This window comes from Pseudalkalibacillus hwajinpoensis (assembly GCF_015234585.1).
GTDB lineage: Bacteria > Bacillota > Bacilli > Bacillales > Guptibacillaceae > Guptibacillus > Guptibacillus hwajinpoensis_B.
In genome coordinates this window covers 43,075-69,189 of record NZ_JADFCM010000007.1, presented here as the reverse complement: position 1 = coordinate 69,189, position 26,115 = coordinate 43,075, and the positions used below count along the sequence as shown (strand labels likewise).

Genomic DNA, 26,115 nt, shown 5'->3' with positions numbered 1-26,115 from the left:
CTCGCTTCTCCTAGTTGCCCAGCAACGTCCTACTCTTGCAGGGGGAGATCCCCCAACTACCATCGGCGCTCGAGCTTAACTTCCGTGTTCTCATACGGGGCGCGATAAGCGGCGAACTTCGCCAGCTGCGCGATGCCAGATCCTCATGGATCTCACGAATATCCACTCCGGTCTGACATCACTTGCTTCCTCGAATTTCTTGCTTCTCCCACCCCTACGAAGCTTTCGAAGAAGTTTTTGATTGTCTTTCCTGCAGCTTTTTCTCTTACGAGCTTTCAACATTTTTTGAATACAAAAAAGTGAGAAACCCTCAGGTCTCTCGCTTCTCTTATGTTGCCCAGCGACGTCCTACTCTTGCAGGGGGAGATCCCCCAACTACCATCGGCGCTGAAGAGCTTAACTTCCGTGTTCGGCATGGGAACGGGTGTGACCTCTTCGCCATCATCACTAGACTAACAGGATGTTAGCCGTTCGGTGTTCACCACAGGACGTGGTGGCACTTAATCGAACTTCCTTATTTCAGGTGTTCCCTGAAAACTAGATAGCACGCAACGTTTTCCAATTTAATCGGTTAAGCCCTCGATCGATTAGTATTCGTCAGCTCCACGTGTTGCCACGCTTCCACCCCGAACCTATCTACCTCATCATCTCTAAGGGATCTTACCAGCTTAATGCTGTGGGAAATCTCATCTCGAGGGGGGCTTCATGCTTAGATGCTTTCAGCACTTATCCCTTCCACACGTAGCTACCCAGCTATGCTCCTGGCGGAACAACTGGTACACCAGCGGTGTGTCCATCCCGGTCCTCTCGTACTAAGGACAGCTCCTCTCAAATTTCCTGCGCCCGCGACGGATAGGGACCGAACTGTCTCACGACGTTCTGAACCCAGCTCGCGTACCGCTTTAATGGGCGAACAGCCCAACCCTTGGGACCTACTTCAGCCCCAGGATGCGATGAGCCGACATCGAGGTGCCAAACCTCCCCGTCGATGTGGACTCTTGGGGGAGATAAGCCTGTTATCCCCAGGGTAGCTTTTATCCGTTGAGCGATGGCCCTTCCATGCGGAACCACCGGATCACTAAGCCCGACTTTCGTCCCTGCTCGACTTGTAGGTCTCGCAGTCAAGCTCCCTTGTGCCTTTACACTCTGCGAATGATTTCCAACCATTCTGAGGGAACCTTTGGGCGCCTCCGTTACACTTTAGGAGGCGACCGCCCCAGTCAAACTGCCCACCTGACACACCGGATCACGGTGCTGGGTTAGAATGTCAGTACAGCCAGGGTAGTATCCCACCGACGCCTCCATCGAACCTGGCGGTCCGACTTCTATGGCTCCTACCTATCCTGTACAAGCTGTACCAAAATCCAATATCAGGCTACAGTAAAGCTCCATGGGGTCTTTCCGTCCTGTCGCGGGTAACCTGCATCTTCACAGGTACTATAATTTCACCGGGGTCTCTCGTTGAGACAGTATCCAAGTCGTTGCACCTTTCGTGCGGGTCGGAACTTACCCGACAAGGAATTTCGCTACCTTAGGACCGTTATAGTTACGGCCGCCGTTTACTGGGGCTTCGATTCAGAGCTTCTCCCGTAAGGGATAACCCCTCCTCTTAACCTTCCAGCACCGGGCAGGTGTCAGCCCCTATACTTCGCCTTACGGCTTTGCAGAGACCTGTGTTTTTGCTAAACAGTCGCTTGGATCTTTTCACTGCGGCTCCCCTGGGCTATAAACCCGAGGAAGCACCCCTTCTCCCGAAGTTACGGGGTCATTTTGCCGAGTTCCTTAACGAGAGTTCTCCCGATCGTCTTAGGATTCTCTCCTCGCCTACCTGTGTCGGTTTGCGGTACGGGCACCTTTTTCCTCACTAGAGGCTTTTCTTGGCAGCGTAGAATCAAGGACTTCGGTACTAAATTTCCCTCGCCATCACGACTCAGCTTCACGGTGAACGGATTTGCCTATTCACCAGCCTAATCGCTTGGACGCGCATTTCCAGCAGCGCGCTCTCCCTATCTTTCTGCGTCCCCCCGTCGTTCAAACGGAAAGGAGGTGGTACAGGAATATCAACCTGTTATCCATCGCCTACGCCTTTCGGCCTCGGCTTAGGTCCCGACTAACCCTGAGCGGACGAGCCTTCCTCAGGAAACCTTGGGCTTTCGACGGACAAGATTCTCACTTGTCTTTCGCTACTCATACCGGCATTCTCACTTCTAAGCGCTCCACCAGTCCTTTCGGTCTGACTTCACAGCCCTTAGAACGCTCTCCTACCATTGTCGTAAGACAATCCACAGCTTCGGTGATACGTTTAGCCCCGGTACATTTTCGGCGCAGCGTCACTCGACCAGTGAGCTATTACGCACTCTTTAAATGATGGCTGCTTCTAAGCCAACATCCTGGTTGTCTAAGCAACGCCACATCCTTTTCCACTTAACGTATACTTTGGACCTTAGCTGGTGGTCTGGGCTGTTTCCCTCTCGACTACGGATCTTATCACTCGCAGTCTGACTCCCGCGGATAAATCGTTGGCATTCGGAGTTTGACTGGATTCGGTAATCCGGTAAGGACCCCTAGTCAATCAGTGCTCTACCTCCAAGATTCTTGCCGCGAGGCTAGCCCTAAAGCTATTTCGGAGAGAACCAGCTATCTCCAGGTTCGATTGGCATTTCACCGCTACCCACACCTCATCCCCGCATTTTTCAACATGCGTGGGTTCGGGCCTCCATTCAGTGTTACCTGAACTTCACCCTGGACATGGGTAGATCACCTGGTTTCGGGTCTACGACCACGTACTATTTCGCCCTATTCAGACTCGCTTTCGCTGCGGCTCCGCCTTCTCAGCTTAACCTTGCACGGGATCGTAACTCGCCGGTTCATTCTACAAAAGGCACGCTGTCACCCATTAACGGGCTCCAACTAGTTGTAGGCACACGGTTTCAGGTTCTTTTTCACTCCCCTTCCGGGGTGCTTTTCACCTTTCCCTCACGGTACTGGTTCACTATCGGTCACTAGAGAGTATTTAGCCTTGGGAGATGGTCCTCCCGGATTCCGACGGGGTTTCACGTGTCCCGCCGTACTCAGGATCCGTCTCGGAGGGCATCGGATTTTGACTACAGGATTGTTACCTTCTCTGATGGACCTTTCCAGGTCGCTTCGTCTATCCGTGCCTTTGTAACTCCAAAGAGACGTCCTACAACCCCAGAGGGCAAGCCCTCTGGTTTGGGCTGATTCCGTTTCGCTCGCCGCTACTCAGGAAATCGCGTTTGCTTTCTCTTCCTCCGGGTAATGAGATGTTTCAGTTCCCCGGGTCTGCCTTCCATTCCCTATGTATTCAGAAATGGATACCATCCTATTAAAGATGGTGGGTTCCCCCATTCGGAAATCTCCGGATCAAAGCGTACTTACAGCTCCCCGAAGCATATCGGTGTTCGTCCCGTCCTTCTTAGGCTTCTAGTGCCAAGGCATCCACCGTGCGCCCTTAGTAGCTTAACCTTCGATTTGTGTGGCGTAAGCCATCACGCATCAGTTATTACTAAGTTATTGCATAAAAATAATTATTGGATGTCGTTGTTTGTGCTATCTAGTTTTCAAGGAACAAGGCTACTACTTGAATCCGCCTAAGCTTCATCACTTCACCTGTTTTGAAAGAATAAATCATTCTTTCAAAACTAAACGAAACGCTCATGTAAGGTTGGTAACGTAAGTTACCTTCGTAATTCTCCATAGAAAGGAGGTGATCCAGCCGCACCTTCCGATACGGCTACCTTGTTACGACTTCACCCCAATCATTTGTCCCACCTTCGGCGGCTGGCTCCATAAAGGTTACCCCACCGACTTCGGGTGTTACAAACTCTCGTGGTGTGACGGGCGGTGTGTACAAGGCCCGGGAACGTATTCACCGCGGCATGCTGATCCGCGATTACTAGCAATTCCGGCTTCATGCAGGCGAGTTGCAGCCTGCAATCCGAACTGAGAACGGCTTTATGGGATTCGCTTCACCTCGCGGTGTTGCTGCCCTTTGTACCGTCCATTGTAGCACGTGTGTAGCCCAGGTCATAAGGGGCATGATGATTTGACGTCATCCCCACCTTCCTCCGGTTTGTCACCGGCAGTCACCTTAGAGTGCCCAACTAAATGCTGGCAACTAAGATCAAGGGTTGCGCTCGTTGCGGGACTTAACCCAACATCTCACGACACGAGCTGACGACAACCATGCACCACCTGTCACTCTGTCCCCCGAAGGGGAACGTCCTGTCTCCAGGATTGTCAGAGGATGTCAAGACCTGGTAAGGTTCTTCGCGTTGCTTCGAATTAAACCACATGCTCCACTGCTTGTGCGGGCCCCCGTCAATTCCTTTGAGTTTCAACCTTGCGGTCGTACTCCCCAGGCGGAGTGCTTAATGTGTTAACTTCAGCACTGAGGGTGGAACCCCCCAACACCTAGCACTCATCGTTTACGGCGTGGACTACCAGGGTATCTAATCCTGTTTGCTCCCCACGCTTTCGCGCCTCAGCGTCAGTTACAGACCAGAGAGCCGCCTTCGCCACTGGTGTTCCTCCACATATCTACGCATTTCACCGCTACACGTGGAATTCCACTCTCCTCTTCTGCACTCAAGTCCTCCAGTTTCCAATGACCCTCCACGGTTGAGCCGTGGGCTTTCACATCAGACTTAAAAGACCGCCTGCGCGCGCTTTACGCCCAATAATTCCGGACAACGCTTGCCACCTACGTATTACCGCGGCTGCTGGCACGTAGTTAGCCGTGGCTTTCTGGTTAGGTACCGTCAAGGTACCGCCCTATTCGAACGGTACTTGTTCTTCCCTAACAACAGAGCTTTACGACCCGAAGGCCTTCGTCACTCACGCGGCGTTGCTCCGTCAGACTTTCGTCCATTGCGGAAGATTCCCTACTGCTGCCTCCCGTAGGAGTCTGGGCCGTGTCTCAGTCCCAGTGTGGCCGATCACCCTCTCAGGTCGGCTACGCATCGTCGCCTTGGTAAGCCATTACCTTACCAACTAGCTAATGCGCCGCGGGCCCATTCTGCAGTGTTAGCTCGAAAGCCAACTTTCAACATTGCACCATGCGGTGCGATGTATTACCCGGTATTAGCTCCGGTTTCCCGGAGTTATCCCAGTCTGCAGGGCAGGTTGCCCACGTGTTACTCACCCGTCCGCCGCTAAGATCAGGGAGCAAGCTCCCATCTCTTCGCTCGACTTGCATGTATTAGGCACGCCGCCAGCGTTCGTCCTGAGCCAGGATCAAACTCTCCGATAGAAAGCTTAATCTAGCTTTTAAAACAATGTTTTGTTTCCGTAGAAACAACTACTTACATGGCGTTTCGTTCAGTTTTCAAAGATCGATTTTTTCTTTCAATGTCGTTTTCAGCGACTTTATTAATATACCATATTAACTTCGTCAGCGTCAATAACTTTTTTGAAAATCTTTTTGGCGTCAACCGCGTTGTTGCGGCGACCTATATAAATATACAGGTAGTTGTACTATTTGGCAAGGGGTATTTTAAATTAATTTGTACTTTTTTTCAAAATCCGCCTATACTTCGAAATCTCCGCTTCTGTAGCCGTTCTTTTATAGATACCTAATAGAAGGTGATATCGTTCTTCCATCGCTCTTTTAATTAGTCCATCGATTCGATTGTTATCCAGATCTAACAGTAGCTCTTCCATTTCTCTTTTAAGTAAGTATTCGATTTCCTTCATCTCTTTAAAGTTTACTAAGAATCCAATCATCTGAACCTCTCCTTCCTCAAACCAGTATGACCTAAGCTTTTAAGAAATATGTGTCTCCTCTAGAGTTTGTACATAGTTAAGAAACTTTTCGCATATGAATGGGACAAAGGGGGTGCATGATGAGGTTTTTTTGGATTTGGAATGGCATGCGAATAAAGCAAGGACTGATTATAGTTACAGCCGCTTTCTTTGCTGCAATTATTCTTTTTATTGAAGGTGGGGACCTCGCTGTATTTACAAATAACAACGTCCCGCTCGCAATTGATCACGTGAAAAGCGAGGATAAACGTCTTGCATTAACCTTTGATATTAGTTGGGGCGAGACAAAAGCTCTACCTATTCTTGAAGAGCTAAAACAAAATAAAGTGAAAGCCTCATTCTTCATTTCGGGAGCCTGGGCTGAACGCCACCCTGAAATTGTCGAGCAAATTGCAAAAGATGGACACGAAATCGGGAACCTTGGATATCGATATGAGAACTATACATCAATGAAGGACGAGGAAATAAAAAAGGACATTATTCGTTCTAATGAAGCAATCAAAAAAGTAACAGATGACCAACCAGAATTACTAAGACCACCAAATGGAAACTTTGATAAACGTGTTCTTATTCTATCTGAGAAGTTTAATTACACAGTCATTCATTGGAGTCTGGATTCAGAAGACTGGAAAAACCCTGGAGTAGACAAAATTGTTCAGAATGTAACAACACAAGCTGATCCGGGAGATATCATTCTTATGCATGCATCTGATTCCGCTAAACAAACAGTTGAAGCCATCCCAGAAATGATCTCTCTTCTAAAAAAGGAAGGCTATTCTTTTGTCACAGTCAGTGAACTCGTATCTAATGCAAAAATAAATACCAAGGAAGTAAAATAAGCAGCCCTCCGATTAGGAGAGCTGCTTTTGTGTATTAAGCTTCTTTTCGAATTAATCGATGAAGTGATAGCAATTGCCATACATTACTCACCAATAGTGGAACCAAAATAAGCCAGAGCCACTTTGGATCATTACTTTGCAGGCCAGGAATCCACTCAAGAATGGTTACAACAACAATAAAGAAAAGAGCTGGAATAAAGGCCTGCTTATTCGTTTCTTTTTGCTTAATATATGCTGTTACCAATCCAATAATCAAAATAAAAAGAGCGGTCAAAATATAACTTAGAATACTCTCTCCTTTTTCAGCAAAAACAGCGTAGCGGAAGTAGACAAGATCGAATAGAGCGACAGCAATAAGTACGACTTGTACCGTATTCCAAAGCTTTACTGATTTAAAGATACCAAGACCAAAACGATGAATTGTTAAATAGGCAAAGAATCCCATCTGACTAATCAAACTAAAGATACTAGATACTCCCAGTAACCAGAGTATCACAATGAGGAACGAAACAAATTCTCCATTTTTCAGATCCGTCCAATACTGTGACCAATCTAAAACAATCCCTGTGAGCATACCTGCTGTTGATCCAATCAGAAGGGTTGTAAAAAATAAGTAAACAAGATTTCTTGTTTTCAAAATCAAACCCCCGTAAACGTTAATGGTGCTTCTATGTTGAATTGTACCAATGCCACTTTTAAATTGCCACCCTTCCTTTATTCACCGGGTATAAATTCACAGTTTCGCCTAATATTAAGGTTAACACCTCGAGAAAGGAGCACAGACTTATGAGTCATGGATTCAAACTGCTTGCTCTTGGATTAACCATTCTTTTAATAACCGGATGTGCCTCGGGTTCCGCTGAAGGATCTCAGGCTAATTACGAAGAAACGAAAAAGATGCTTGTCGATCTACTTAAATCAGATGATGGCAAGAAAGCAATTCAAGAAGTCATGTCAGATGAAGAAATAAAAAAACAACTTGTTATGGAACAGCCATTTGTGAAAGAAACCATACAAAAAGTACTAACAACTGAAGAAGGAAAAGCTTACTGGCAAGAAATGCTGAAAGATCCTGCGTTCGTTGAGAACTTTGCCAAGAACATTCAAAGTGAAAATGAGAAATTATTTAAATCACTGATGGATGATCCAGAATACCAGGAAAAAATGATGGATCTCTTGCAAGATCCGGTAATGGAAAAACATTATTTACAACTACTCGAAAGTAAACAATCGAGACAGCAAATTAAAGACCTTATATCCGAAACATTTGAAAGTCCGTTATTCCATGCCAAAATCCAGGAAATGTTAACTGGAATTACTTCTGAACAACTAAAATCATCTGAAAGCGGTAATAAGAAAGACGAAAACACAGACAATACCGAATCAGATAGTGGCGAAGGATCAAATTCTGGTCAGAAATAAATCTGCATAATAAAAGGACATGCGCTCGCATGTCCTTTTATTATTATTTTGCTGTTCTTTTTAAGATTTCTTGTGCAATGTGGAGATATTGCTGTCCGATCGGATGATCTTCTTGATAAACAGAAGGTGCAAATTCTTCATCATTAAAATCTGGCTGCCCAAGAGGAAGTCTACCAAGAATGTCAGTTGTTAACTCGGAAGCTAACTTATCGCCTCCACCTTGACCAAACACATATTCTTTCTCGCCTGTTACTTTACTCTCAAAGTAAGACATGTTTTCAACAACACCAAGCACTTCATGTTTCGTTTTAAGCGCCATAGCACCCGCTCTCGCAGCTACAAAAGCTGCTGTGGCATGAGGAGTGGTCACAATGATCTCTTTTGAAGCCGGAAGCATCGTATGAACATCAAGTGCTACATCTCCCGTTCCTGGCGGTAAATCTAGAAGCAGGTAATCTAACTCTCCCCAATCTACTTCACTAAAGAAGTTGTTCAGCATTTTCCCAAGCATAGGACCACGCCAAATAACAGGAGCGTTATCTTCTACGAAAAAGGCCATAGACATTACTTTAACGCCAAACCGCTCAACGGGATAGATTTTTTCGTTTTCCACTTTTGGTCTTGTTTCAATCCCCATCATATCCGGTACACTAAATCCATAAATATCTGCATCGATAATGCCGACCTTTTTTCCAAGACGGGCAAGTGACGTTGCAAGATTTACGGTAACAGTTGATTTACCTACGCCACCTTTTCCACTTGCCACTGCGATAAACTGTGTTTTACTTTCTGGAGAAAGCAACGACGGGAGGTCAGGATTAGCAGACGTTCCCTCAGGAAGCTCTTCATCCGCTAACTGTTCAAATCGCAATCCAACAGATTCGGCCCCTTCGCCTTTTAAAGTGTTGACGATTTCTTGCTGCACCTTCATCTGCTCAGCTGATTCAGTTTGAGCAAGAGCAACCTTAACACTGACATAGCCTTCTTTCGTTTTCACATCACGAATCGTGATACTTTTATGTAAAATAGGATCTTGCACCTTTTGTAGTAATTCAACGACTTGATCTTTCGTTAACATGGAGGCACCACCTTCTCTGAATTCGATTACATTGCTAGTATAACATATCATTCAGAGAGTTTTGACTTCGGTGCTTGAAGGATATACCAAATCAATGGAAGAGTATAGAACGTAAAACGAGCCAGTATTTTCTTTATTCCTCCGGTACTGGCTCATTTGTCGTATATCGAATAATGCCCTGATAAATAGAGGCTGCGACTTTATTTTGATAAGTTTCAGTATTTAGTAACTCCCTCTCAGTTGGATTAGAAAGGAAACCAACTTCAACAAGAGCTCCTGGAATTTCAGCCTCTCTTAGTAAATATACACTATCCATGTTTTTAGCCAGTCGATTCGTGTTTTCCAGGTTTCGCTTAATTTCAGCCTGAATAAAACGAGATATGGCCTGACTCTCATCATTAACAGGATTATAAAACGTTTGAGCGCCACTCCATTTAGAAGATGGAATCGCGTTTAGATGAATACTCACAAAAAGATCGTTACTTCCCTCATTAATCAATTCAACTCGTTTTCTTAAATCTTCAGCTTTTCGATTGCTAAGTCCCTTTGTTCCATCTGCTGCTAAATCTGTATCCGTCTCACGTGTCATAATAACAAGTGCTCCCGCTTCTTGGAGATAATCTCTTAACTTAAGAGAGATCGTTAACGCAATATCTTTTTCAACTACGTTATCACCAACAGCTCCTCCATCAGCCCCTCCATGTCCAGGGTCAATGACAATGACCTGTCCTGATAAAGGAAGATGCCAGGCATCCCAAGAAGAATCAATAGCAAATTTGTAATTAATAATAAATAACAGCACGATGATTCCAGTGGCAACGCCAAATCGCTTATACCACTTTTTCATACCCCACTAACACCGCCCCTTATTTTGTCCTATCTTATCTATATGGGACGGGTAGCTGAATTAGTCATAGAACTTAAGCAATTTATTGTAACCGAAGTCGACGCCTCATCGTTCCTTTTTCATAGCCTGCTTTCCACCAATTCGAAACAAATACATCACACGTAATTTGTAATGATTCTTCGTAAACCGCTGACGTTTTCCAGAAAAGCCAATAATCAAACAACGCTTCAATTAATGCTTTCTCTAATTTGAAGCACCGTTTATGCGCTGTCGACATTGATTCTCCATAATAGGAAAACTTGCTATACTCAGCACCAAGTAAATACGCTTCAATCGCAATGTCCATACAAACATTCTCCACATCACCTTTATACAGAATAGCCTCTGAGAAAAATGGAGAAAACAGTTCTCTTATGTTATCCGATAACTCTTTCAATGAAATTTCAATCAACACTCGTCGTTCGAATTCAAGGCGTTTATGACGCTGACGTTCCTTGAATACAGTAATAACGTTGTCCATCTCACCCATCCTCTCGAATCATATTGTTTTAGTCTCACTCAAGAGTTGGGGAGTATACAGCAAATAAATTGGTAATTCATTCAGGCTTCATAATGAATAATTCTCAAGTCTTTTGTTAAAAAGACCATAGTAGCAAATCTTTTCTAAATACAAAAAAACCCCCGGCCATAGGCCAGAGGTTTTGAAAACCATATTAACGTTTTGAGAACTGAGGTGCACGACGTGCTGCTTTAAGACCGTATTTTTTACGTTCTTTCATACGAGCATCACGTGTTAGGAAGCCAGCACTCTTAAGTGTTGCGCGTGATTCCGGATCAGCTTGTAGTAGTGCACGAGCGATACCGTGACGAATTGCGCCTGCTTGTCCAGTGAATCCACCACCGTTAACATTTACGAAAATATCGTAAGTGCCTTCAGTACCAGTTTCAACTAGTGGTTGCTTAGAGATAAGCTTAAGTGTTTCAAGATCGAAATAGTCATCGATTTCACGGTTGTTAATAACCATACGTCCGTTACCAGGAAGTAAACGTACGCGTGCTACAGAGTTTTTACGTCGGCCAGTGCCGTTGTATTGTACTTGTGCCAAGTTAATTCCCTCCTTTTAATTATCCTCTTAGTTCGTATTTTTCAGGCTGTTGTGCCTGGTGATTGTGCTCGCTACCAGCGAATACATGAAGCTTTTTAATCATTTGGCGACCAAGGCTGTTCTTTGGAAGCATACCTTTGATTGCAAGTTCAAGCATTTGCTCAGAACGGTTAGTACGCATTTCAAGAGCATTTCTTGATTTCAAACCACCTGGGTGTCCACTATGACGGTAGTACATCTTGTCATTAAGTTTGTTACCAGTTAGTTCAATTTTCTCAGCGTTAAGGATGATCACATGATCACCAGTGTCAACGTGAGGTGTGAAAGTTACTTTGTTTTTACCGCGCAGGATCGCTGCTACTTCACTTGCTAGACGGCCAAGTGTTTGACCTTCAGCGTCAACGATGTACCATTTACGTTCTACTTCGTGGCCTTTAGCCATAAATGTTGTACGCATGAGTTTCCCTCCTAAAATCAATCCAATTTATTTTAAAACTAGCACAGAATTTTCATTGTCAGTTGTCAGTCAGATTTCTAAATCCGGGGCAAGTGGATGTAGAAATACCAAAGAATATCTTATAATACTGGGGCGAAAATGTCAAGTGTTTGGTAACTTTCTTTCCTTTTTTACCTATAAGAGACTTCCAATAAATAAAGCCCATGTGGTGGTGCCGTCTTTCCCGCTGTGTTTCGATCCTTTGCTTCTAAAATGGACACCATTTCATTCGCTGAGCGCCGCCCTCTCCCTATCTCAAGGAATGTCCCCATTAAAATGCGAACCATATTGTATAGGAAGCCGCTTCCTTCAAAGGTAAAAACGAGTTCATCCTGAATTCGCTCAATTTCTATTCGGTAGATGGTCCTCACTTTATTCTTCACATCAGTCTTACTAGCACAAAAGGATGTAAAGTCATGCTCCCCAATGAGGTGAGCGGCTGCACGCCTCATCTCTTTAACATTGAGCGGATGAGGTTCATGTACGGCATAGTTTCTTCTAAAAACATCTGAAGCTGCACGATTATGCACTCGATATTGATAGGTTTTGCGAACGACATCATACCTCGCATGGAAATCGCTAGGAGCGGTTTCAGTGTGTAAAACCCTCACATCCTGTGGGAGCTGAGCGTTTAATGCCCGTGTCCAATTTTCAGAAGGAATCGAAAGCGGGGTGTCAAAATGAATAATCTGCCCGTGAGCATGCACCCGAGCATCCGTTCTTCCTGATCCGGTAATCGGAATAGAGGCGCCTTTATGCATCTGCTTCAGGGCGCACTGCACTTCCTCTTGAACTGTGCGGCCATTTGGCTGAATTTGATAACCATTAAAAGCCGTCCCGTCATAAGAGAGGGTCATTTTTATTCGTTGCATCACATTCTCCCCTAACTTCTTAGAAGCAGCAAACTAACACATAGAAGGAGGAGGATAAGAAATAAGGCTGTATCTTTTCCTGACCACTTCAGTAATCGGATGCTAGTTCTTCCTTCTCCCCCACGATATCCTCTAGCCTCCATTGCCATAGCAAGATCTTCAGCACGCTTAAATGCACTTACAAAGAGAGGTACTAGCAGAGGAACAATACTTTTCAATCGTTCTTTAATTGGTCCACTAGAAAATTGCGCACCTCGTGCAGATTGTGCTTTCATAATCTTCTCAGTTTCTTCCAGAAGCGTCGGAATAAACCGAAGAGCAATAGACATCATGAGAGCAAACTCATGAACAGGAAGACCAATTTTTTTCATAGGTCCAAGTAACGTTTCAATACCTACTGTAATATCAATAGGCGTTGTCGTCAGAGTTAACAAGGAAGTAATCATGATTAAAAACAATAGCCGGAGTGAAATAAATACACCTTGCTTCAAGCCACCTTCATAAACTTCAAGAAAACCAAAATCAAACAGCAGCGGTCCCTCTTTCGTTAAAAACACATGAAGAAGAAACGTTAAAATGATAACAAGTAAAATTGGTTTTAAACCATTATAGATATAGCGCAATGGTAATTTGGATACCAGGATCGCTAGAAGTGTAAAACCACCAAGTAATGCGTAGGTAATCCAATTGTTAGCCAAGAAAACGATAATAACAAATAGAAACGCCGTTAGCAACTTCGCTCTTGGATCAAGTTTATGGATGAAGGATTGACCTGGGACGTATTGACCAATAATAATATTTTGCATCAAGAATCATCTCCTTTCTGCAAAATAGACAGGGCTGCATCAACTGCCGCATCGAGAGTAAATACACTCTTTGGCAGACTGAGATTAAAGCGTTCTTCTAGCCGATGAATGAACTTAACAGTTTCTGGTACATCAAGACTTAGTTTCTTCAACGCATCGGAATTAGCGAAAATTTCCTCAGGTTTCCCCTGAAGTGCCACACCGCCCTTTTCCATTATGACGATCTCATCGGAATACTGCGCTGCATCTTCCATGCTATGGGTCACTAGAATCGTAGTGAGGCCCTCCTCCTGATGTAAACGATAAAAGAGACTCATAATCTCCCGTCTCCCTTTAGGGTCTAGTCCAGCAGTAGGTTCATCGAGAATTAGAATAGATGGTTTCATCGCTAGTACTCCTGCAATAGCTACTCTGCGCATTTGGCCACCACTCAAATCAAACGGAGAACGGCTAAGGTATGATTGATCAAGTCCCACTTGTTCAATTAACCTCGCTGCACGCTGTTTCGCTTCTTCTTCTGATACTCCAAAATTACGAGGACCAAAGATAATATCTTTCTCTATAGTCTCTTCAAACAACTGATGTTCTGGATATTGAAAAACGATCCCTACATGCTCTCTTAGGGCTTTTAGGCGTTTTTCTTTCTCACCAGCTCGAATCAAAAAGTCGCCAATCTGAATGCTTCCTTTTGTAGGTTTAAGTAACCCATTTAAATGCTGGATCAGCGTTGATTTGCCTGAGCCTGTATGCCCAATAATCGTTTGGAAAGTACGTGCTGGGATAGATAACGATATTTCAGAGAGCGCTTTTCTTTCGAAAGGGGTCCCTCTACCATAAGAATGCTCTAAATCTTTGATTGTAATGTCCATAGCTCATTCACCAGTTCCTCTTGAGATAAAGTAAGCTTTGAGAAATCATAGCCTTTCTCACTGAGTGCTCGCTGCACCTGAAGTGGAAACGGCAAATCTAAACCAATTTGCTCAAGCATGTCACCTTTCTTAAACACATCAACCGGAAGACCTTCATCAATGACCTCTCCTGCATTCATGACGATCAATCGATCAGCTTGTGCAGCTTCTTCGAGATCATGGGTGATAGAGATCACCGTCATGCCTTCTTCGTCTTTAAGCTCACGCATCGTTTGAAGCACTTCTTTACGACCAGCTGGATCTAGCATAGAAGTGGCCTCATCTAGGATGACAATGGATGGTCTTAAGGCAATAATCCCAGCAATCGCTACACGTTGCTTTTGACCACCTGAGAGACGATGTGGCTCTTGATCAAGGTAATCTGCCATCCGCACCTTATTCACACTCTCATGGATGCGCTCCAACATTTTTTCGCGTGCCATTCCGTTATTTTCAAGACCAAAAGCTACATCATCACGCACAGACGTACCTACAAACTGATTGTCTGGGTTTTGAAATACGATCCCCACTCTTCTTCTAATTTCCCAAATACTTTCCTCATCTCTACTGTTATATCCTTCTACGGTAACATCGCCTTTTTCAGGAAGTTGCAGCCCATTTAGAAGCTTTGCAAGTGTCGACTTCCCAGAACCATTATGTCCTACGATCGCTAGCCATTCACCCTTATGAACAGATAATGAAACATCATGCAATACATGGGGTTGCTCTTCCTGATACCGAAAGGATACGTTTTGAACGGTGATTAGTTCTTCCATACTCGTTCCTCCTGCCTCTGCTAATTTCAAGCGGTGATCGCTTCAGGCAATATACTGGTGCGAAAAAAAGGCGGGCAGATGGAACCGCCGCTTTTTCCTATCAGTATAATAAGCTTTTTAATGCGTGATATTAACTGTACTTATCCTATAAAAAAAGCCTGGCATCTGCCAGGCTTTCTTTAATGGCAAGCAGCAAATAACCACTTGAATTTGTGCGATTCAAACAAAAAAACGCACGAAAAAAGGGCATAGAATCAGTATCCAATGTCGAGATCCTGTCCCGCCCTTTTAATCAAGTGCGTCTTATACTAGCTCGATGATAACCATTTCAGCACCGTCACCGCGGCGTGGTCCAAGTTTACGGATACGAGAGTAACCGCCTTGACGCTCAGCATAACGAGGAGCGATATCGCTGAATAGTTTTTGAACTGCATCTTGACCGCTTTCTTGATCCGCTACTTCGTTACGGATGAAAGAAGCTGCTTGACGACGTGCGTGAAGATCTCCGCGTTTACCAAGCGTAATCATTTTGTCGATGAAAGAACGAAGTTCTTTCGCCTTTGATTCTGTCGTTTCAATACGTTCATTGATGATCAAATCTGTAACAAGGTCACGGAATAGCGCTTTACGCGTATCACTAGTACGACCTAACTTTTGGTATGCCATGAAGTATTCCCTCCTTTGTTGTTTATAAAATCAACAACTTTAAATATCTATTCTTCGTTACGAAGTCCAAGCCCAAGCTCTTCAAGCTTCTCTTGTACTTCTTCAAGTGACTTACGTCCAAGATTACGAACTTTCATCATGTCTTCTTCAGACTTCTGAGTCAATTCTTGAACTGTATTAATGCCAGCACGCTTCAGGCAATTGTATGAACGAACTGAGAGATCAAGCTCTTCGATAGTCATCTCAAGCACTTTCTCTTTTTGATCCTCTTCTTTTTCGACCATGATTTCAGCATTTTGAGCCTGGTCCGTTAAACCAACAAAAATGTTTAAATGTTCATTTAAAATCTTTGCACCTAACGAAACAGCTTCTTCAGGACGAATGCTTCCATCTGTCCAAACATCAAGGGTTAGTTTGTCATAATTTGTTACCTGGCCAACGCGAGTGTTTTCAACCTGGTAGTTAACACGAGAAACAGGTGTGAAGATCGAGTCAACCGGAATTACACCGATTGGCTGTTCATCATTTTTGTTTCCTTCCGCTTGTACATAGCCTCTTCCACGAATTGCAGTAACTCGCATCTGGAAACGCGCACTAGCAGAAAGGGTAGCAATATGAAGGTCAGGGTTTAAGATCTCCACGTCGCTGTCATGAGTAATATCTCCTGCTGTTACCGTTCCTGGTCCTTGTACATCAACAACCAATGTCTTCTCTTCTTCAGAGTAAACTTTCATAGCTAACTTCTTAAGATTGAGAATGATAGTTGTTACATCTTCATGTACGCCTTCAATTGTAGAGAACTCATGGAGTACTCCTTCAATTTGTACGGATGTGACAGCAGCACCAGGAAGTGAAGATAACAGGATACGACGAAGGGAGTTACCCAGGGTAGTTCCATAACCACGCTCTAATGGTTCTACAACAAACTTACCGTATTTTGCATCCTCGTTGATAGCTACCGCTTCAATTTTTGGCTTTTCGATTTCGATCATCCAACAAACCCTCCTTCAAAACGTCGAACTTCGGTTAGACATGCTGTCTAACCGAATAATCCCCTTAGGTGGTTCAAATACCAACAACCTAATTATGATTCGTCAACCGTCAACAATTTATACATTATCATTATTGACATGTTCATCAATTGTATACCGATAGATTGAATCTTTCCATAAGAGATTGTTCAAAACCAGGCATTCTCCCGAAGGGAACATCTACGTTTTTGAACTCTCTACTACCTTAGACTCTACGACGTTTTGGCGGACGGCAGCCGTTATGAGGTACTGGAGTTACGTCACGGATCGCAGTAACCTCTAGACCTACAGCTTGAAGTGCACGAATTGCAGCTTCACGACCAGCACCAGGGCCTTTAACAGAAACTTCTACAGTTTTCATGCCGTGCTCCTGTGCAGTTTTACCTGCAGTTTCAGCAGCCATTTGAGCAGCGAATGGAGTAGACTTACGAGAACCTTTGAAGCCCATGTTTCCGGAAGTTGCCCAAGAAATCGCATTTCCGTGAGTATCAGTAATCGTAATGATTGTGTTGTTAAAAGTGGAACGGATATGAGCTACTCCACTCTCAACATTCTTTTTCACGCGCTTTTTACGTGTATTTGCTTTACGTTGTTTAGCCATTTGTTAATTACCTCCCTTACTTCTTCTTGTTAGCTACTGTACGGCGAGGGCCTTTACGAGTACGAGAGTTGTTCTTCGTATGTTGACCTCGGACAGGAAGACCACGACGGTGGCGGATACCACGATAAGAACCGATTTCGATTAGACGTTTAATGTTAAGTGAGATTTCACGACGAAGATCACCCTCAACCTTAATTTTGTCTACTACTTCACGGATTTTTCCGAGCTCTTCTTCAGTTAAGTCGCGTACACGAGTGTCTTCAGAAACACCAGCGTCAACTAGAACTTGTTTCGCAGTTGTTTTACCGATTCCATAAACGTAAGTTAACGCGATTACGATGCGCTTTTCGCGTGGAACATCAATACCAGCAATACGTGCCATTACGTTGCACCTCCTTATATATTAGCCTTGTTTTTGCTTATGCTTTGGATTTTCACAGATAACCATGACTTTCCCTTTACGGCGAATAACTTTACATTTTTCACACATTGGTTTTACTGACGGTCTTACTTTCATTATTTTAACCCTCCTTGTATACGGAGATTAATTTCTTATTTATATCGATACGTGATACGACCACGTGATAAGTCATATGGAGAAAGCTCAACAGTTACTTTGTCACCTGGTAGAATACGGATGTAATGCATACGTATCTTTCCGGATACGTGAGCAAGAATCTTATGACCGTTTTCGAGTTCTACTCGAAACATTGCATTCGGTAGAGGTTCGATAACCGTGCCTTCCATTTCAATTACTTCTTCTTTAGCCATCTACTTGCTCTCCCTCCTTTAAATCAATGACGTGTTCATTCATATACTTTGAGATCGCGAAACGTAGCTTGCCATTTGTGACACGGCCCGTTTCTTCAAGACTTCGCTTTACCTCAGGAGATATATACTCTACCAGCTCAAGGTGTGCGAGGTTCTTCCGCTTAGGACGATCAAACTTTCGTTTGTCACCATCGGCTAAGAAAACATAACGTTCATCAACAATCCCTACAATCACGCTATATTGATCAGCGTCTCTTCCCCGTCTATTCCGAACGATCTGACCGATCTCGGGAACGGTATCCGACTCTTTCACGAACCATCACCTTCACTTAGGCTTTTGTTAGTATTTCATATCCTTCTTCTGTAACGGCAATCGTATGCTCGAAATGAGCACAGTTCTTACCGTCAGTTGTTACTACAGTCCAATTATCCGAAAGTGTTCGAACGTAGCGAGAGCCCAGATTCACCATTGGCTCTACTGCAAGGACCATCCCCTGCTTAAGCCTCGGTCCTTTTCCTGGAGGACCGTAATGGGGAATTTGAGGATCTTCATGAAGGTCCTGACCTACACCATGACCAACATATTCTCGTACAATCGAAAAACCCTCAGCTTCGGCATATGCTTGGATCGCATGAGAAATATCAGAAAGCCTCCTACCAGCCTTCGTCTCATTCAACCCTTTATATAACGATTCCTCGGTAACTTTTAACAACCGTTCGTCTTCTTCTGAGATAGTGCCAACAGGATAGGTCCAGGCTGAATCGCCATGATAACCATTATACTTAGCACCAATATCAATGCTAATTATATCTCCCTCCGCCAACACGCGATCTCCTGGAATACCATGTACAAGCTCTTCATTGACTGAAGCGCATATACTTCCAGTAAATCCATTGTAACCCTTAAAGGAAGGAATTGCACCAAGCTGACGAATAAACCGATCGGCAATCGTATCCAGCTCTTTTGTCGTAACTCCAGGCTTGATGTGCTTCTGTAGTTCTTGATGTGTTAACGCGACAATTTTGCCTGCTTCTCGCATGATATCAAGTTCACGAGGAGTCTTGCAAATAATCATTACGACAACCCTTTTAGGAGTTGGTCGACATCTTCAAACACCTCATTGATGTCTCTGTTGCCATCAATCGTTTTAAGATAGCCCTTGCCTTCATAAAAGGTCAACAATGGCTGCTGTTGCTGCTTGTTGACTTCGAGGCGAGTTCGTACAGTTTCTTCTTTATCATCATCACGTTGATAAAGCTCTCCACCGCACTTATCACAAACTCCATCTTCTTTAGGAGGATTAAAGATTACGTGATAGGTTGCTCCACAATTACGGCAAACGCGACGTCCAGTCAAACGCTGCATGAGTTGATCTTCCTCGACTGCAATGTTTACCACGTAGTCAAGTTTTTTGCCAAGATCGGCTAAGATCGTTTCAAGCGCATCAGCCTGTGCGACGGTTCTTGGAAAACCATCGAGGAGAAAACCTTTTTCGCAATCATCTTTTCCTAAACGCTCCCGTACTATACCGATTGTTACTTCATCAGGTACGAGGTTTCCAGAATCCATGTACTCTTTTGCTTTTAGACCAAGAGGCGTTCCTTCTTTGATCGCTGCTCGGAACATATCTCCAGTAGAGATATGAGGGATACCATACTTTTCGACAATCTTTTCTGCCTGGGTTCCTTTTCCGACACCCGGAAGCCCCATTAATACTAGATTCATCTAATCCCTCCGCACGTCACCCAATCGAGGATGAAGGAGGGGAAGAAAGCTCTTCCCAGTTTATCCTCAAGATTTAATAAAGCCTTTATAATGACGTTTAATTAATTGACTTTCAATTTGCTTCATCGTATCAAGCGCTACCCCAACAACGATCAGCAAGCTTGTTCCGCCGATTTGCAGCGTCTGCGGCAGTCCTGCTACGGTTGTGAAAAATACCGGAATAATCGATATAACAGCAAGGAAAAGTGCTCCTACAAACGTTAAACGGTAGAGAATTCGTGTAATGTACGTTTCAGTAGCATTACCCGGACGAATACCAGGAATGTATCCACCCTGTTTTTTCAGATTCTCAGCCATTTTCTCCGGATTTACCTGGACGAACGTATAGAAATACGTAAATCCAATGATGAGTAACGCATACACGACCATACCAATAGGCTGTGTATAGTCAAACACCCTTACGATCCATTCCGTTACCGAATTATCTCCGAACAACCTGGCGATCGTTGGTGGAGTAATGATCAGTGATATCGCAAAGATAACTGGAATAACACCTGCTGCATTAACTTTAATCGGTAAGTGAGTGGATTGACCACCAACTTGTCTGCGGTTAACAGTTCGTTTTGCATATTGAATTGGAATTTTACGAAGACCTTGTTGAACAAAGATAACAGCGACAACAATTGCAAGTGCAGCTAGTGCAATAATAACAAGTGTAACGATGTTAATGAACAACTCATCCTGAGAACCCTCAAACATCTGAGCATAGAGCTGATTAAGCCCCGGAGGAATTGCAGCTACAATCCCAGCAAAGATAATGATTGAAATTCCGTTTCCAACGCCTTTTGCAGTGATCTGTTCGCCTAACCACATCAAAAAAGCCGTTCCGGCTGTTAAAACAAGAGAAATATTAAGATACGTTAGTACACCGGGATTACTAATCAACTGACCTCCAACAATATTGTTAAACCCGATTGAAAGTCCAACACCTTGGACAAGTCCAAGTGCGATCGTTCCATAACGAGTAACTTGTGTTAGCTTTTTACGTCCGGCTTCGCCCTGTTTAGACCATTCGGTAAACTTAGGAACAACGTCCATTTGCAAAAGCTGCACAATGATAGAAGCAGTGATGTAAGGCATAATTCCCATGGCAAAGATGGAGAAGTTTTGCAACGCTCCACCGCCAAAGGTGTTGAGAACTCCGAAGAGACTCATTTGATCTTGAAATTGAAGTACATCTCTGTTCACACCAGGAACCGGTATGAATGTTCCGATACGGAACACGACAAGCATGAGTAGGGTGAAAATAACTTTATTTCTAATATCACCTACGCGCATAATGTTGGAGATTGCTTGGAACATTAGATCACCTCAGTATTTCCGCCTGCCGCTTCAATCGCCTCTTTTGCAGAAGCAGAGAACTTGTGGGCTTTCACGGTAAGCTTTTTCTCAAGCTTACCATTACCTAGAATCTTAATTCCAGCTTTTTCTTTGCTAACTACGCCAGATTCTAAAAGAAGCTCTGGAGAAACTTCAGTTCCATCTTCAAAACGGTTCAACGAATCAAGATTAACAATCGCGAACTCTTTACGGTTCATGTTTGTAAATCCACGTTTCGGTAGACGTTTAAAGATTGGAAGCTGTCCTCCTTCGAAACCGACGCGTACACCGCCGCCAGAACGAGCTTTTTGACCTTTTTGACCACGGCCAGATGTCTTACCGTTACCAGTAGCAATACCGCGACCAAGTCTGTTGCGTTCTTTACGAGAACCTTCAGATGGTTTTAGTTCGTGTAGTTTCATTGTGGGCACCTCCTCAATGTATAGATTTTTTACGCATCAATTTCGTTAACAGTTACAAGGTGAGATACCTTGTTGATCATACCGCGAATCGCAGGATTGTCGCTATGAACAACCGTGTGATGCATCTTTTTAAGTCCAAGTGTTTTTACCGTCACGCGTTGGTCTTGAGGGCGACCAATCACACTACGTGTGAGGGTGATTTCTAATTGCTTAGCCATCTAATTTCCCTCCCTTAACCTAGTAGCTCTTCTACAGATTTTCCACGAAGCTTCGCAACGTCTTCAGCACGCTTAAGGTTTTCAAGGCCATTAAGAGTTGCACGCACCATGTTAATCGGATTGTTAGATCCAAGAGACTTCGATAGAATGTCACCTACACCAGCGAGTTCAAGTACCGCACGAACAGGTCCGCCAGCGATAACTCCTGTACCTTCAGAAGCAGGCTTCAATAGTACGTTACCAGCTCCGAAATGGCCTGTGATTTGGTGAGGAATTGTTGTTCCAACGACTGGAACAGTAATTAAGTTCTTTTTCGCATCTTCAATAGCTTTGCGAATAGCTTCAGGAACTTCCTGTGCTTTACCAGTTCCGAATCCAACGTGACCGTTTTTATCTCCGACAACTACGATTGCTGCAAAGCGGAAACGACGTCCACCTTTTACAACCTTCGCTACGCGGTTAACGGTAACTACGCGTTCTTCAAGTTCTAGTTTGTTAGCATCAATGCTAGGCATGAGTTAACCTCCTTTTTATTAAAATTTCAGTCCTGCTTCACGCGCTGCGTCTGCAAGAGCTTTCACACGTCCGTGATAGAGGTATCCTCCGCGGTCGAAAACCACTTCTGAATAACCTGCTTCAACAGCACGCTTTGCGATAGCTTCTCCTACTTTCACAGCTGCTTCTGTGTTACCGCCGTGTTTAACGTCAATTCCTTGTTCCATACTTGAAGCTCCAACGATTGTAACACCTTTAGTGTCATCGATAAGCTGAGCATAGATGTTCTTATTAGAACGGAATACGTTTAGACGCGGACGTTCAGTAGTACCGGTAACTGTGCGACGAACGCGAGCGTGTCTTTTTTGACGCGCTTTGTTTTTATCGGCCTTAGTGATCATTAAAGTCACTCCTTTCCGCTAGGTTTTACCTATTTACCTGTTTTACCTTCTTTACGACGTACATATTCGCCTTCGTAACGAATTCCTTTACCTTTATAAGGTTCTGGAGTACGGACAGCGCGGATGTTTGCTGCAACAGCTCCAACGCGTTCTTTATCGATCCCTTTAACAACAACTTTTGTGTTTGAAGGAACTTCAATGTCAATACCTTCTTCAGGTACCATCTCAACTGGGTGAGAGTACCCTACGTTAAGGATTAGTTTCTGACCGGATTTACTAGCACGGTAACCAACCCCGATGATTTCAAGACCTTTTTCAAAGCCTTTAGTCACACCTTCAACCATGTTAGCGATCAGGCTGCGAGTTGTACCGTGAAGTGCACGGTGCTCTTTATGATCTGAAGGACGAGCTACAGTTAGCACGTTCTCTTCAATGTTTACTTTGATATCAGAGCTGAATGAACGAGAAAGTTCCCCTTTAGGTCCTTTAACCGTTACAACGTCCTCTTTGATATCGATTGTTACACCACTTGGGATTTCAATCGGTTTAAGTCCGACACGTGACATAATTACACCTCCATTCTGCTTTAAGAATTACCAAACGTACGCTAGAACTTCTCCGCCTACTTGCTGTTGACGAGCTTCTTTGTCCGTCATAATTCCTTTAGAAGTAGAAACAAGAGCGATTCCTAGACCGCCAAGTACACGTGGTACTTCGTCTGCTTTAGCGTATACGCGAAGACCAGGTTTACTGATTCGCTTTAATCCAGTGATAACTCGTTCGTTATTTGAACCGTATTTTAAGAAGATACGGATGATTCCTTGTTTGCTGTCTTCGATCATTTCAACATCACGTACAAAACCTTCACGTTTGAGGATTTCAGCGATGCTTCTTTTCGAATTAGATGCAGGAAACTCAAGTTTTTCGTGGCGAACAGTGTTCGCATTACGAATTCTTGTAAGCATATCTGCGATTGGATCAGTCATGACCATTAGTAATTACCTCCTTCCCTATTTCGGGTTTACCAGCTAGCCTTTTTAACGCCTGGGATTTGACCTTTGTGTGCAAGTTCCCGGAAACAAATACGGCAAAGTTTAAATTTACGAATAACAGAGTGAGGACGTCCGCAACGTTCACAACGAGTGTATTCTTGAACTTTAAACTTAGCTTGACGCTGTTGTTTCGCGATCATTGATTTTTTCGCCACAATTTTCCCTCCTTACTTACTTTTGAAATGGCATACCTAGGTTAGTCAACATTTCACGGCTCTCTTCGTCCGTATTAGCTGTTGTTACGATAACGATGTCCATTCCGCGTACTTTATTTACTTTATCGTAATCAATTTCAGGGAAAATCAACTGCTCTTTAATACCAAGTGTGTAGTTACCACGACCGTCGAATGCTTTCTTAGAAATACCTCTGAAGTCACGTACACGAGGTAGTGATACAGAAATAAGTTTATCTAGGAATTCAAACATACGAGTTCCGCGCAATGTAACTTTTGCACCAATCGGCATGTCTTCACGAAGCTTAAAGCCAGCGATAGACTTTTTAGCACGAGTGATAAGTGGTTTTTGACCTGAGATTAACTCAAGCTCTTCAACAGCTGTATCAAGAGCTTTCGGGTTCTGTACAGCGTCACCAACACCCATGTTGATTACGATTTTCTCAAGTTTTGGAACTTCCATAACAGAGGAATAATTAAATTTCTCCATCAATGCAGGTTTAGTTTCATTTTGATACTTTTCTTGGAAACGATTCATCGGATTGACCTCCTTTCGCTACGAACTACTTATCGAGTACTTCACCGGATTTTTTTGAGATACGAACTTTCTTCCCGTTGTCTACTTTGTATCCAACGCGAGTAGGTTCACCAGACTTCGGATCAAGCGCCATTACGTTAGAAACATGAACCGCAGCTTCCTGTTCGATGATTCCACCTTGAGGATTAGCCTGTGATGGTTTCGAATGTTTCTTAACAAGGTTGACACCTTCAACGATAACTCTTTCTTTTTTCGGGTAAGCTTCAAGGATCACACCTTGTTTACCTTTATCCTTACCAGAAATAACTTTTACTTTATCTCCCTTTTTTACGTGCATAAGGTCGCGCACCTCCTTACAAGGCATCTATTTTCAAATGATTAAAGAACTTCTGGAGCAAGAGAAACGATTTTCATGAACTGATTGTCGCGTAGTTCGCGAGCAACTGGTCCGAAAATACGTGTTCCGCGCGGTCCTTTGTCATCACGGATAACAACCGCTGCGTTTTCGTCAAATTTGATATATGAACCATCTTGACGACGAACGCCAGATTTACTGCGTACAATAACAGCTCTTACGACTTCACCCTTCTTAACAACGCCTCCAGGTGTTGCCTGTTTCACCGAACAAACAATTACGTCACCGATATTAGCAGTTTTGCGACCGGAGCCACCAAGAACTTTGATACATAGCAATTCGCGTGCACCAGAGTTGTCTGCTGATTTCAAACGAGATTCCTGTTGAATCATCTAGAAAGACCTCCCTTCGGACATTATTCAATGATCCGAGTTCATTTAGATAATAACTGCTTCTACAACTACTTCCATAAGACGGAAACGCTTATCTTTAGAAACTGGACGAGTTTCCATGATAGTTACCACGTCGTTGATTTTTGCAGTGTTGTTTTCATCATGTGCTTTAAACTTCTTAGAATACTTAACGCGTTTACCGTATAACGGGTGCATTTTGTATGTCTCAACCATAACAGTAATTGTCTTATCCATTTTGTCAGAGACTACACGCCCAGTGTATACTTTGCGATTATTGCGTTCGCTCATTTCGCAAACCTCCCCTCATATTAACCGTTTGTGATTCCTAACTCTCTTTCACGCAAAACAGTGTTTGCGCGAGCGATTGATTTACGGACTTCACGAATGCGGGCTGGGTTTTCCAGTTGACCTGTAGCAAGTTGAAAGCGAAGATTGAAAAGTTCTTCTTTAAAAGATTTCGCTTTCTGCTCGATTTCGGCAGTGGTCAAGTTACGAATTTCCTCAGCTTTCATTTGTGTCACCACCCACTTCTTCGCGTTTTACGAACTTAGTTTTAATAGGCAATTTGTGAGAAGCAAGACGAAGTGCTTCGCGCGCTACTTCTTCAGATACGCCTGCAATTTCAAAACAGATTTTCCCTGGCTTTACTACAGCTACCCAACCTTCAGGAGCACCTTTACCGGAACCCATTCGTACTTCAAGTGGTTTAGCAGTGTAAGGCTTTGATGGGAAAATTTTAATCCAAACTTTACCGCCACGTTTCATGTAACGAGTCATAGCAATACGAGCTGCTTCGATTTGACGGTTAGTGATCCAGCTAGCTTCAAGAGCTTGTAGACCATATTCACCAAATGCTACTTCAGTGCCACCTTTAGCACGTCCGCGCATTTTTCCGCGATGTTCTCTGCGGTATTTAACACGTTTAGGTAACAACATGAT

General features: G+C 43.8%; 36 protein-coding genes and 3 rRNA genes. 2 read left to right on the top strand and 37 right to left on the bottom strand.

Annotated features, from left to right (window positions below; all coding sequences use genetic code 11):
* Positions 1–335: 335 nt before the first annotated feature.
* The 4 genes from rrf to IQ283_RS11565 all read right to left on the bottom strand — a co-directional run bounded on the left by rrf (position 336) and on the right by IQ283_RS11565 (position 5,745).
* Positions 336–452 (bottom strand): 5S ribosomal RNA (gene rrf / locus IQ283_RS11585).
* Between the two features lie 115 nt (positions 453–567).
* A 23S ribosomal RNA gene (locus tag IQ283_RS11580) occupies positions 568–3,486 on the bottom strand.
* A gap of 234 nt (positions 3,487–3,720) precedes the next feature.
* Positions 3,721–5,272, bottom strand: a 16S ribosomal RNA gene (locus IQ283_RS11570).
* The 16S, 23S and 5S rRNA genes sit together here, the layout of an rRNA operon.
* 248 nt (positions 5,273–5,520) lie before the next feature.
* The gene (locus IQ283_RS11565) at positions 5,521–5,745 is read right to left on the bottom strand and encodes a hypothetical protein (RefSeq protein ID WP_194220317.1); all 225 of its coding nucleotides are present in this window, start codon (positions 5,743–5,745) and stop codon (positions 5,521–5,523) included.
* Between the two features lie 119 nt (positions 5,746–5,864).
* Between IQ283_RS11565 and pdaB the strand changes: the two genes are divergently transcribed.
* On the top strand, positions 5,865–6,623 hold the full coding sequence (pdaB, locus tag IQ283_RS11560) for a polysaccharide deacetylase family sporulation protein PdaB (RefSeq protein WP_194220316.1): 759 nt from the start codon (positions 5,865–5,867) through the stop codon (positions 6,621–6,623).
* 34 nt (positions 6,624–6,657) lie between these two features.
* Here the strand turns inward: pdaB and IQ283_RS11555 are convergent, their stop codons facing one another.
* A complete protein-coding gene (locus IQ283_RS11555) occupies positions 6,658–7,260 on the bottom strand; it encodes a KinB-signaling pathway activation protein (RefSeq protein WP_194220315.1) in 603 nt (200 codons plus the stop codon).
* A gap of 149 nt (positions 7,261–7,409) precedes the next feature.
* Here IQ283_RS11555 and gerD point away from each other — a divergent pair, with 149 nt between their 5' ends.
* A complete protein-coding gene (gene gerD / locus IQ283_RS11550) occupies positions 7,410–8,045 on the top strand; it encodes a spore germination lipoprotein GerD (RefSeq protein ID WP_194220314.1) in 636 nt (211 codons plus the stop codon).
* A gap of 43 nt (positions 8,046–8,088) precedes the next feature.
* Here gerD and IQ283_RS11545 read toward each other — a convergent pair whose 3' ends face one another.
* From IQ283_RS11545 to rplP, 32 genes are all read right to left on the bottom strand, one after another.
* Positions 8,089–9,123, bottom strand: a complete 1,035-nt coding sequence (locus tag IQ283_RS11545) for an Mrp/NBP35 family ATP-binding protein (protein ID WP_194220313.1) — start codon at positions 9,121–9,123, stop codon at positions 8,089–8,091.
* Between the two features lie 133 nt (positions 9,124–9,256).
* Complete coding sequence (gene cwlD, locus IQ283_RS11540) at positions 9,257–9,970, bottom strand: N-acetylmuramoyl-L-alanine amidase CwlD (RefSeq protein ID WP_194220312.1); 714 nt, start codon at positions 9,968–9,970, stop codon at positions 9,257–9,259.
* Positions 9,971–10,052: 82 nt separating this feature from the next.
* Positions 10,053–10,490: a DUF2521 family protein gene (locus IQ283_RS11535; protein ID WP_194220311.1), complete on the bottom strand. Its 438-nt coding sequence runs from the start codon at positions 10,488–10,490 to the stop codon at positions 10,053–10,055.
* Positions 10,491–10,683: 193 nt separating this feature from the next.
* Positions 10,684–11,076, bottom strand: a complete 393-nt coding sequence (gene rpsI, locus IQ283_RS11530; protein ID WP_048313356.1) for a 30S ribosomal protein S9 — start codon at positions 11,074–11,076, stop codon at positions 10,684–10,686.
* Between the two features lie 19 nt (positions 11,077–11,095).
* Positions 11,096–11,533, bottom strand: a complete 438-nt coding sequence (rplM, locus tag IQ283_RS11525; RefSeq protein WP_048313355.1) for a 50S ribosomal protein L13 — start codon at positions 11,531–11,533, stop codon at positions 11,096–11,098.
* Between the two features lie 170 nt (positions 11,534–11,703).
* A complete protein-coding gene (truA, locus tag IQ283_RS11520) occupies positions 11,704–12,444 on the bottom strand; it encodes a tRNA pseudouridine(38-40) synthase TruA (protein WP_194220310.1) in 741 nt (246 codons plus the stop codon).
* 11 nt (positions 12,445–12,455) lie between these two features.
* A complete protein-coding gene (locus IQ283_RS11515) occupies positions 12,456–13,253 on the bottom strand; it encodes an energy-coupling factor transporter transmembrane component T family protein (protein WP_194220309.1) in 798 nt (265 codons plus the stop codon).
* Positions 13,250–14,119 (bottom strand): energy-coupling factor ABC transporter ATP-binding protein, encoded by an 870-nt coding sequence (locus IQ283_RS11510; RefSeq protein WP_194220308.1) that lies wholly within the window; start codon positions 14,117–14,119, stop codon positions 13,250–13,252. The genes IQ283_RS11515 and IQ283_RS11510 overlap by 4 nt, the downstream gene beginning before the upstream one ends.
* On the bottom strand, positions 14,095–14,934 hold the full coding sequence (locus IQ283_RS11505; protein WP_194220307.1) for an energy-coupling factor ABC transporter ATP-binding protein: 840 nt from the start codon (positions 14,932–14,934) through the stop codon (positions 14,095–14,097). The genes IQ283_RS11510 and IQ283_RS11505 overlap by 25 nt, the downstream gene beginning before the upstream one ends.
* A 303-nt stretch (positions 14,935–15,237) precedes the next feature.
* Positions 15,238–15,600 carry a 50S ribosomal protein L17 gene (gene rplQ, locus IQ283_RS11500; protein WP_098445995.1) on the bottom strand — a complete coding sequence of 121 codons (363 nt, stop codon included), beginning with the start codon at positions 15,598–15,600 and terminating at the stop codon, positions 15,238–15,240.
* 47 nt (positions 15,601–15,647) lie between these two features.
* Positions 15,648–16,592 carry a DNA-directed RNA polymerase subunit alpha gene (locus IQ283_RS11495; RefSeq protein ID WP_194220306.1) on the bottom strand — a complete coding sequence of 315 codons (945 nt, stop codon included), beginning with the start codon at positions 16,590–16,592 and terminating at the stop codon, positions 15,648–15,650.
* A gap of 244 nt (positions 16,593–16,836) precedes the next feature.
* Positions 16,837–17,232, bottom strand: coding sequence for a 30S ribosomal protein S11 (gene rpsK, locus IQ283_RS11490; protein ID WP_048313348.1), 396 nt, complete (start codon positions 17,230–17,232; stop codon positions 16,837–16,839).
* Positions 17,233–17,248: 16 nt separating this feature from the next.
* Positions 17,249–17,614, bottom strand: coding sequence for a 30S ribosomal protein S13 (gene rpsM / locus IQ283_RS11485; protein ID WP_048313347.1), 366 nt, complete (start codon positions 17,612–17,614; stop codon positions 17,249–17,251).
* Positions 17,615–17,635: 21 nt separating this feature from the next.
* On the bottom strand, positions 17,636–17,749 hold the full coding sequence (rpmJ, locus tag IQ283_RS11480) for a 50S ribosomal protein L36 (RefSeq protein ID WP_003720928.1): 114 nt from the start codon (positions 17,747–17,749) through the stop codon (positions 17,636–17,638).
* Between the two features lie 35 nt (positions 17,750–17,784).
* Positions 17,785–18,003, bottom strand: a complete 219-nt coding sequence (infA, locus tag IQ283_RS11475) for a translation initiation factor IF-1 (protein ID WP_098445993.1) — start codon at positions 18,001–18,003, stop codon at positions 17,785–17,787.
* Complete coding sequence (locus IQ283_RS11470; protein ID WP_194220305.1) at positions 17,996–18,316, bottom strand: KOW domain-containing RNA-binding protein; 321 nt, start codon at positions 18,314–18,316, stop codon at positions 17,996–17,998. Before IQ283_RS11470 ends, infA begins: the two co-directional genes overlap by 8 nt.
* Before the next feature lie 16 nt (positions 18,317–18,332).
* The gene (gene map, locus IQ283_RS11465) at positions 18,333–19,079 is read right to left on the bottom strand and encodes a type I methionyl aminopeptidase (RefSeq protein WP_194220304.1); all 747 of its coding nucleotides are present in this window, start codon (positions 19,077–19,079) and stop codon (positions 18,333–18,335) included.
* Positions 19,079–19,729 carry an adenylate kinase gene (locus IQ283_RS11460; RefSeq protein WP_194220303.1) on the bottom strand — a complete coding sequence of 217 codons (651 nt, stop codon included), beginning with the start codon at positions 19,727–19,729 and terminating at the stop codon, positions 19,079–19,081. Before IQ283_RS11460 ends, map begins: the two co-directional genes overlap by 1 nt.
* 66 nt (positions 19,730–19,795) lie before the next feature.
* On the bottom strand, positions 19,796–21,091 hold the full coding sequence (secY, locus tag IQ283_RS11455; RefSeq protein WP_194220302.1) for a preprotein translocase subunit SecY: 1,296 nt from the start codon (positions 21,089–21,091) through the stop codon (positions 19,796–19,798).
* Positions 21,091–21,531, bottom strand: coding sequence for a 50S ribosomal protein L15 (rplO, locus tag IQ283_RS11450; protein WP_098445988.1), 441 nt, complete (start codon positions 21,529–21,531; stop codon positions 21,091–21,093). The genes secY and rplO overlap by 1 nt, the downstream gene beginning before the upstream one ends.
* 29 nt (positions 21,532–21,560) lie before the next feature.
* Positions 21,561–21,749, bottom strand: coding sequence for a 50S ribosomal protein L30 (rpmD, locus tag IQ283_RS11445; protein WP_194220301.1), 189 nt, complete (start codon positions 21,747–21,749; stop codon positions 21,561–21,563).
* Between the two features lie 14 nt (positions 21,750–21,763).
* A complete protein-coding gene (rpsE, locus tag IQ283_RS11440; RefSeq protein ID WP_098445986.1) occupies positions 21,764–22,264 on the bottom strand; it encodes a 30S ribosomal protein S5 in 501 nt (166 codons plus the stop codon).
* Between the two features lie 18 nt (positions 22,265–22,282).
* Positions 22,283–22,645, bottom strand: a complete 363-nt coding sequence (rplR, locus tag IQ283_RS11435) for a 50S ribosomal protein L18 (protein ID WP_194220300.1) — start codon at positions 22,643–22,645, stop codon at positions 22,283–22,285.
* A 29-nt stretch (positions 22,646–22,674) separates the two neighbouring features.
* The gene (gene rplF, locus IQ283_RS11430) at positions 22,675–23,211 is read right to left on the bottom strand and encodes a 50S ribosomal protein L6 (protein WP_194220299.1); all 537 of its coding nucleotides are present in this window, start codon (positions 23,209–23,211) and stop codon (positions 22,675–22,677) included.
* 27 nt (positions 23,212–23,238) lie between these two features.
* On the bottom strand, positions 23,239–23,637 hold the full coding sequence (gene rpsH, locus IQ283_RS11425) for a 30S ribosomal protein S8 (protein WP_048313336.1): 399 nt from the start codon (positions 23,635–23,637) through the stop codon (positions 23,239–23,241).
* A 29-nt stretch (positions 23,638–23,666) separates the two neighbouring features.
* Positions 23,667–23,852, bottom strand: coding sequence for a 30S ribosomal protein S14 (rpsN, locus tag IQ283_RS11420; protein WP_098445982.1), 186 nt, complete (start codon positions 23,850–23,852; stop codon positions 23,667–23,669).
* Between the two features lie 16 nt (positions 23,853–23,868).
* Positions 23,869–24,408: a 50S ribosomal protein L5 gene (gene rplE / locus IQ283_RS11415; protein ID WP_194220298.1), complete on the bottom strand. Its 540-nt coding sequence runs from the start codon at positions 24,406–24,408 to the stop codon at positions 23,869–23,871.
* A gap of 25 nt (positions 24,409–24,433) precedes the next feature.
* Entirely contained in the window at positions 24,434–24,745 is a 312-nt protein-coding gene (rplX, locus tag IQ283_RS11410) for a 50S ribosomal protein L24 (RefSeq protein ID WP_194220297.1), read from the bottom strand.
* Between the two features lie 41 nt (positions 24,746–24,786).
* Positions 24,787–25,155: a 50S ribosomal protein L14 gene (gene rplN, locus IQ283_RS11405; RefSeq protein ID WP_098445980.1), complete on the bottom strand. Its 369-nt coding sequence runs from the start codon at positions 25,153–25,155 to the stop codon at positions 24,787–24,789.
* Positions 25,156–25,200: 45 nt separating this feature from the next.
* A complete protein-coding gene (gene rpsQ, locus IQ283_RS11400; protein WP_194220296.1) occupies positions 25,201–25,464 on the bottom strand; it encodes a 30S ribosomal protein S17 in 264 nt (87 codons plus the stop codon).
* A gap of 20 nt (positions 25,465–25,484) precedes the next feature.
* A complete protein-coding gene (gene rpmC / locus IQ283_RS11395) occupies positions 25,485–25,688 on the bottom strand; it encodes a 50S ribosomal protein L29 (RefSeq protein ID WP_048313330.1) in 204 nt (67 codons plus the stop codon).
* Positions 25,678–26,112, bottom strand: coding sequence for a 50S ribosomal protein L16 (rplP, locus tag IQ283_RS11390; protein ID WP_048313329.1), 435 nt, complete (start codon positions 26,110–26,112; stop codon positions 25,678–25,680). The genes rpmC and rplP overlap by 11 nt, the downstream gene beginning before the upstream one ends.
* Between the last annotated feature and the right edge of the window lie 3 nt (positions 26,113–26,115).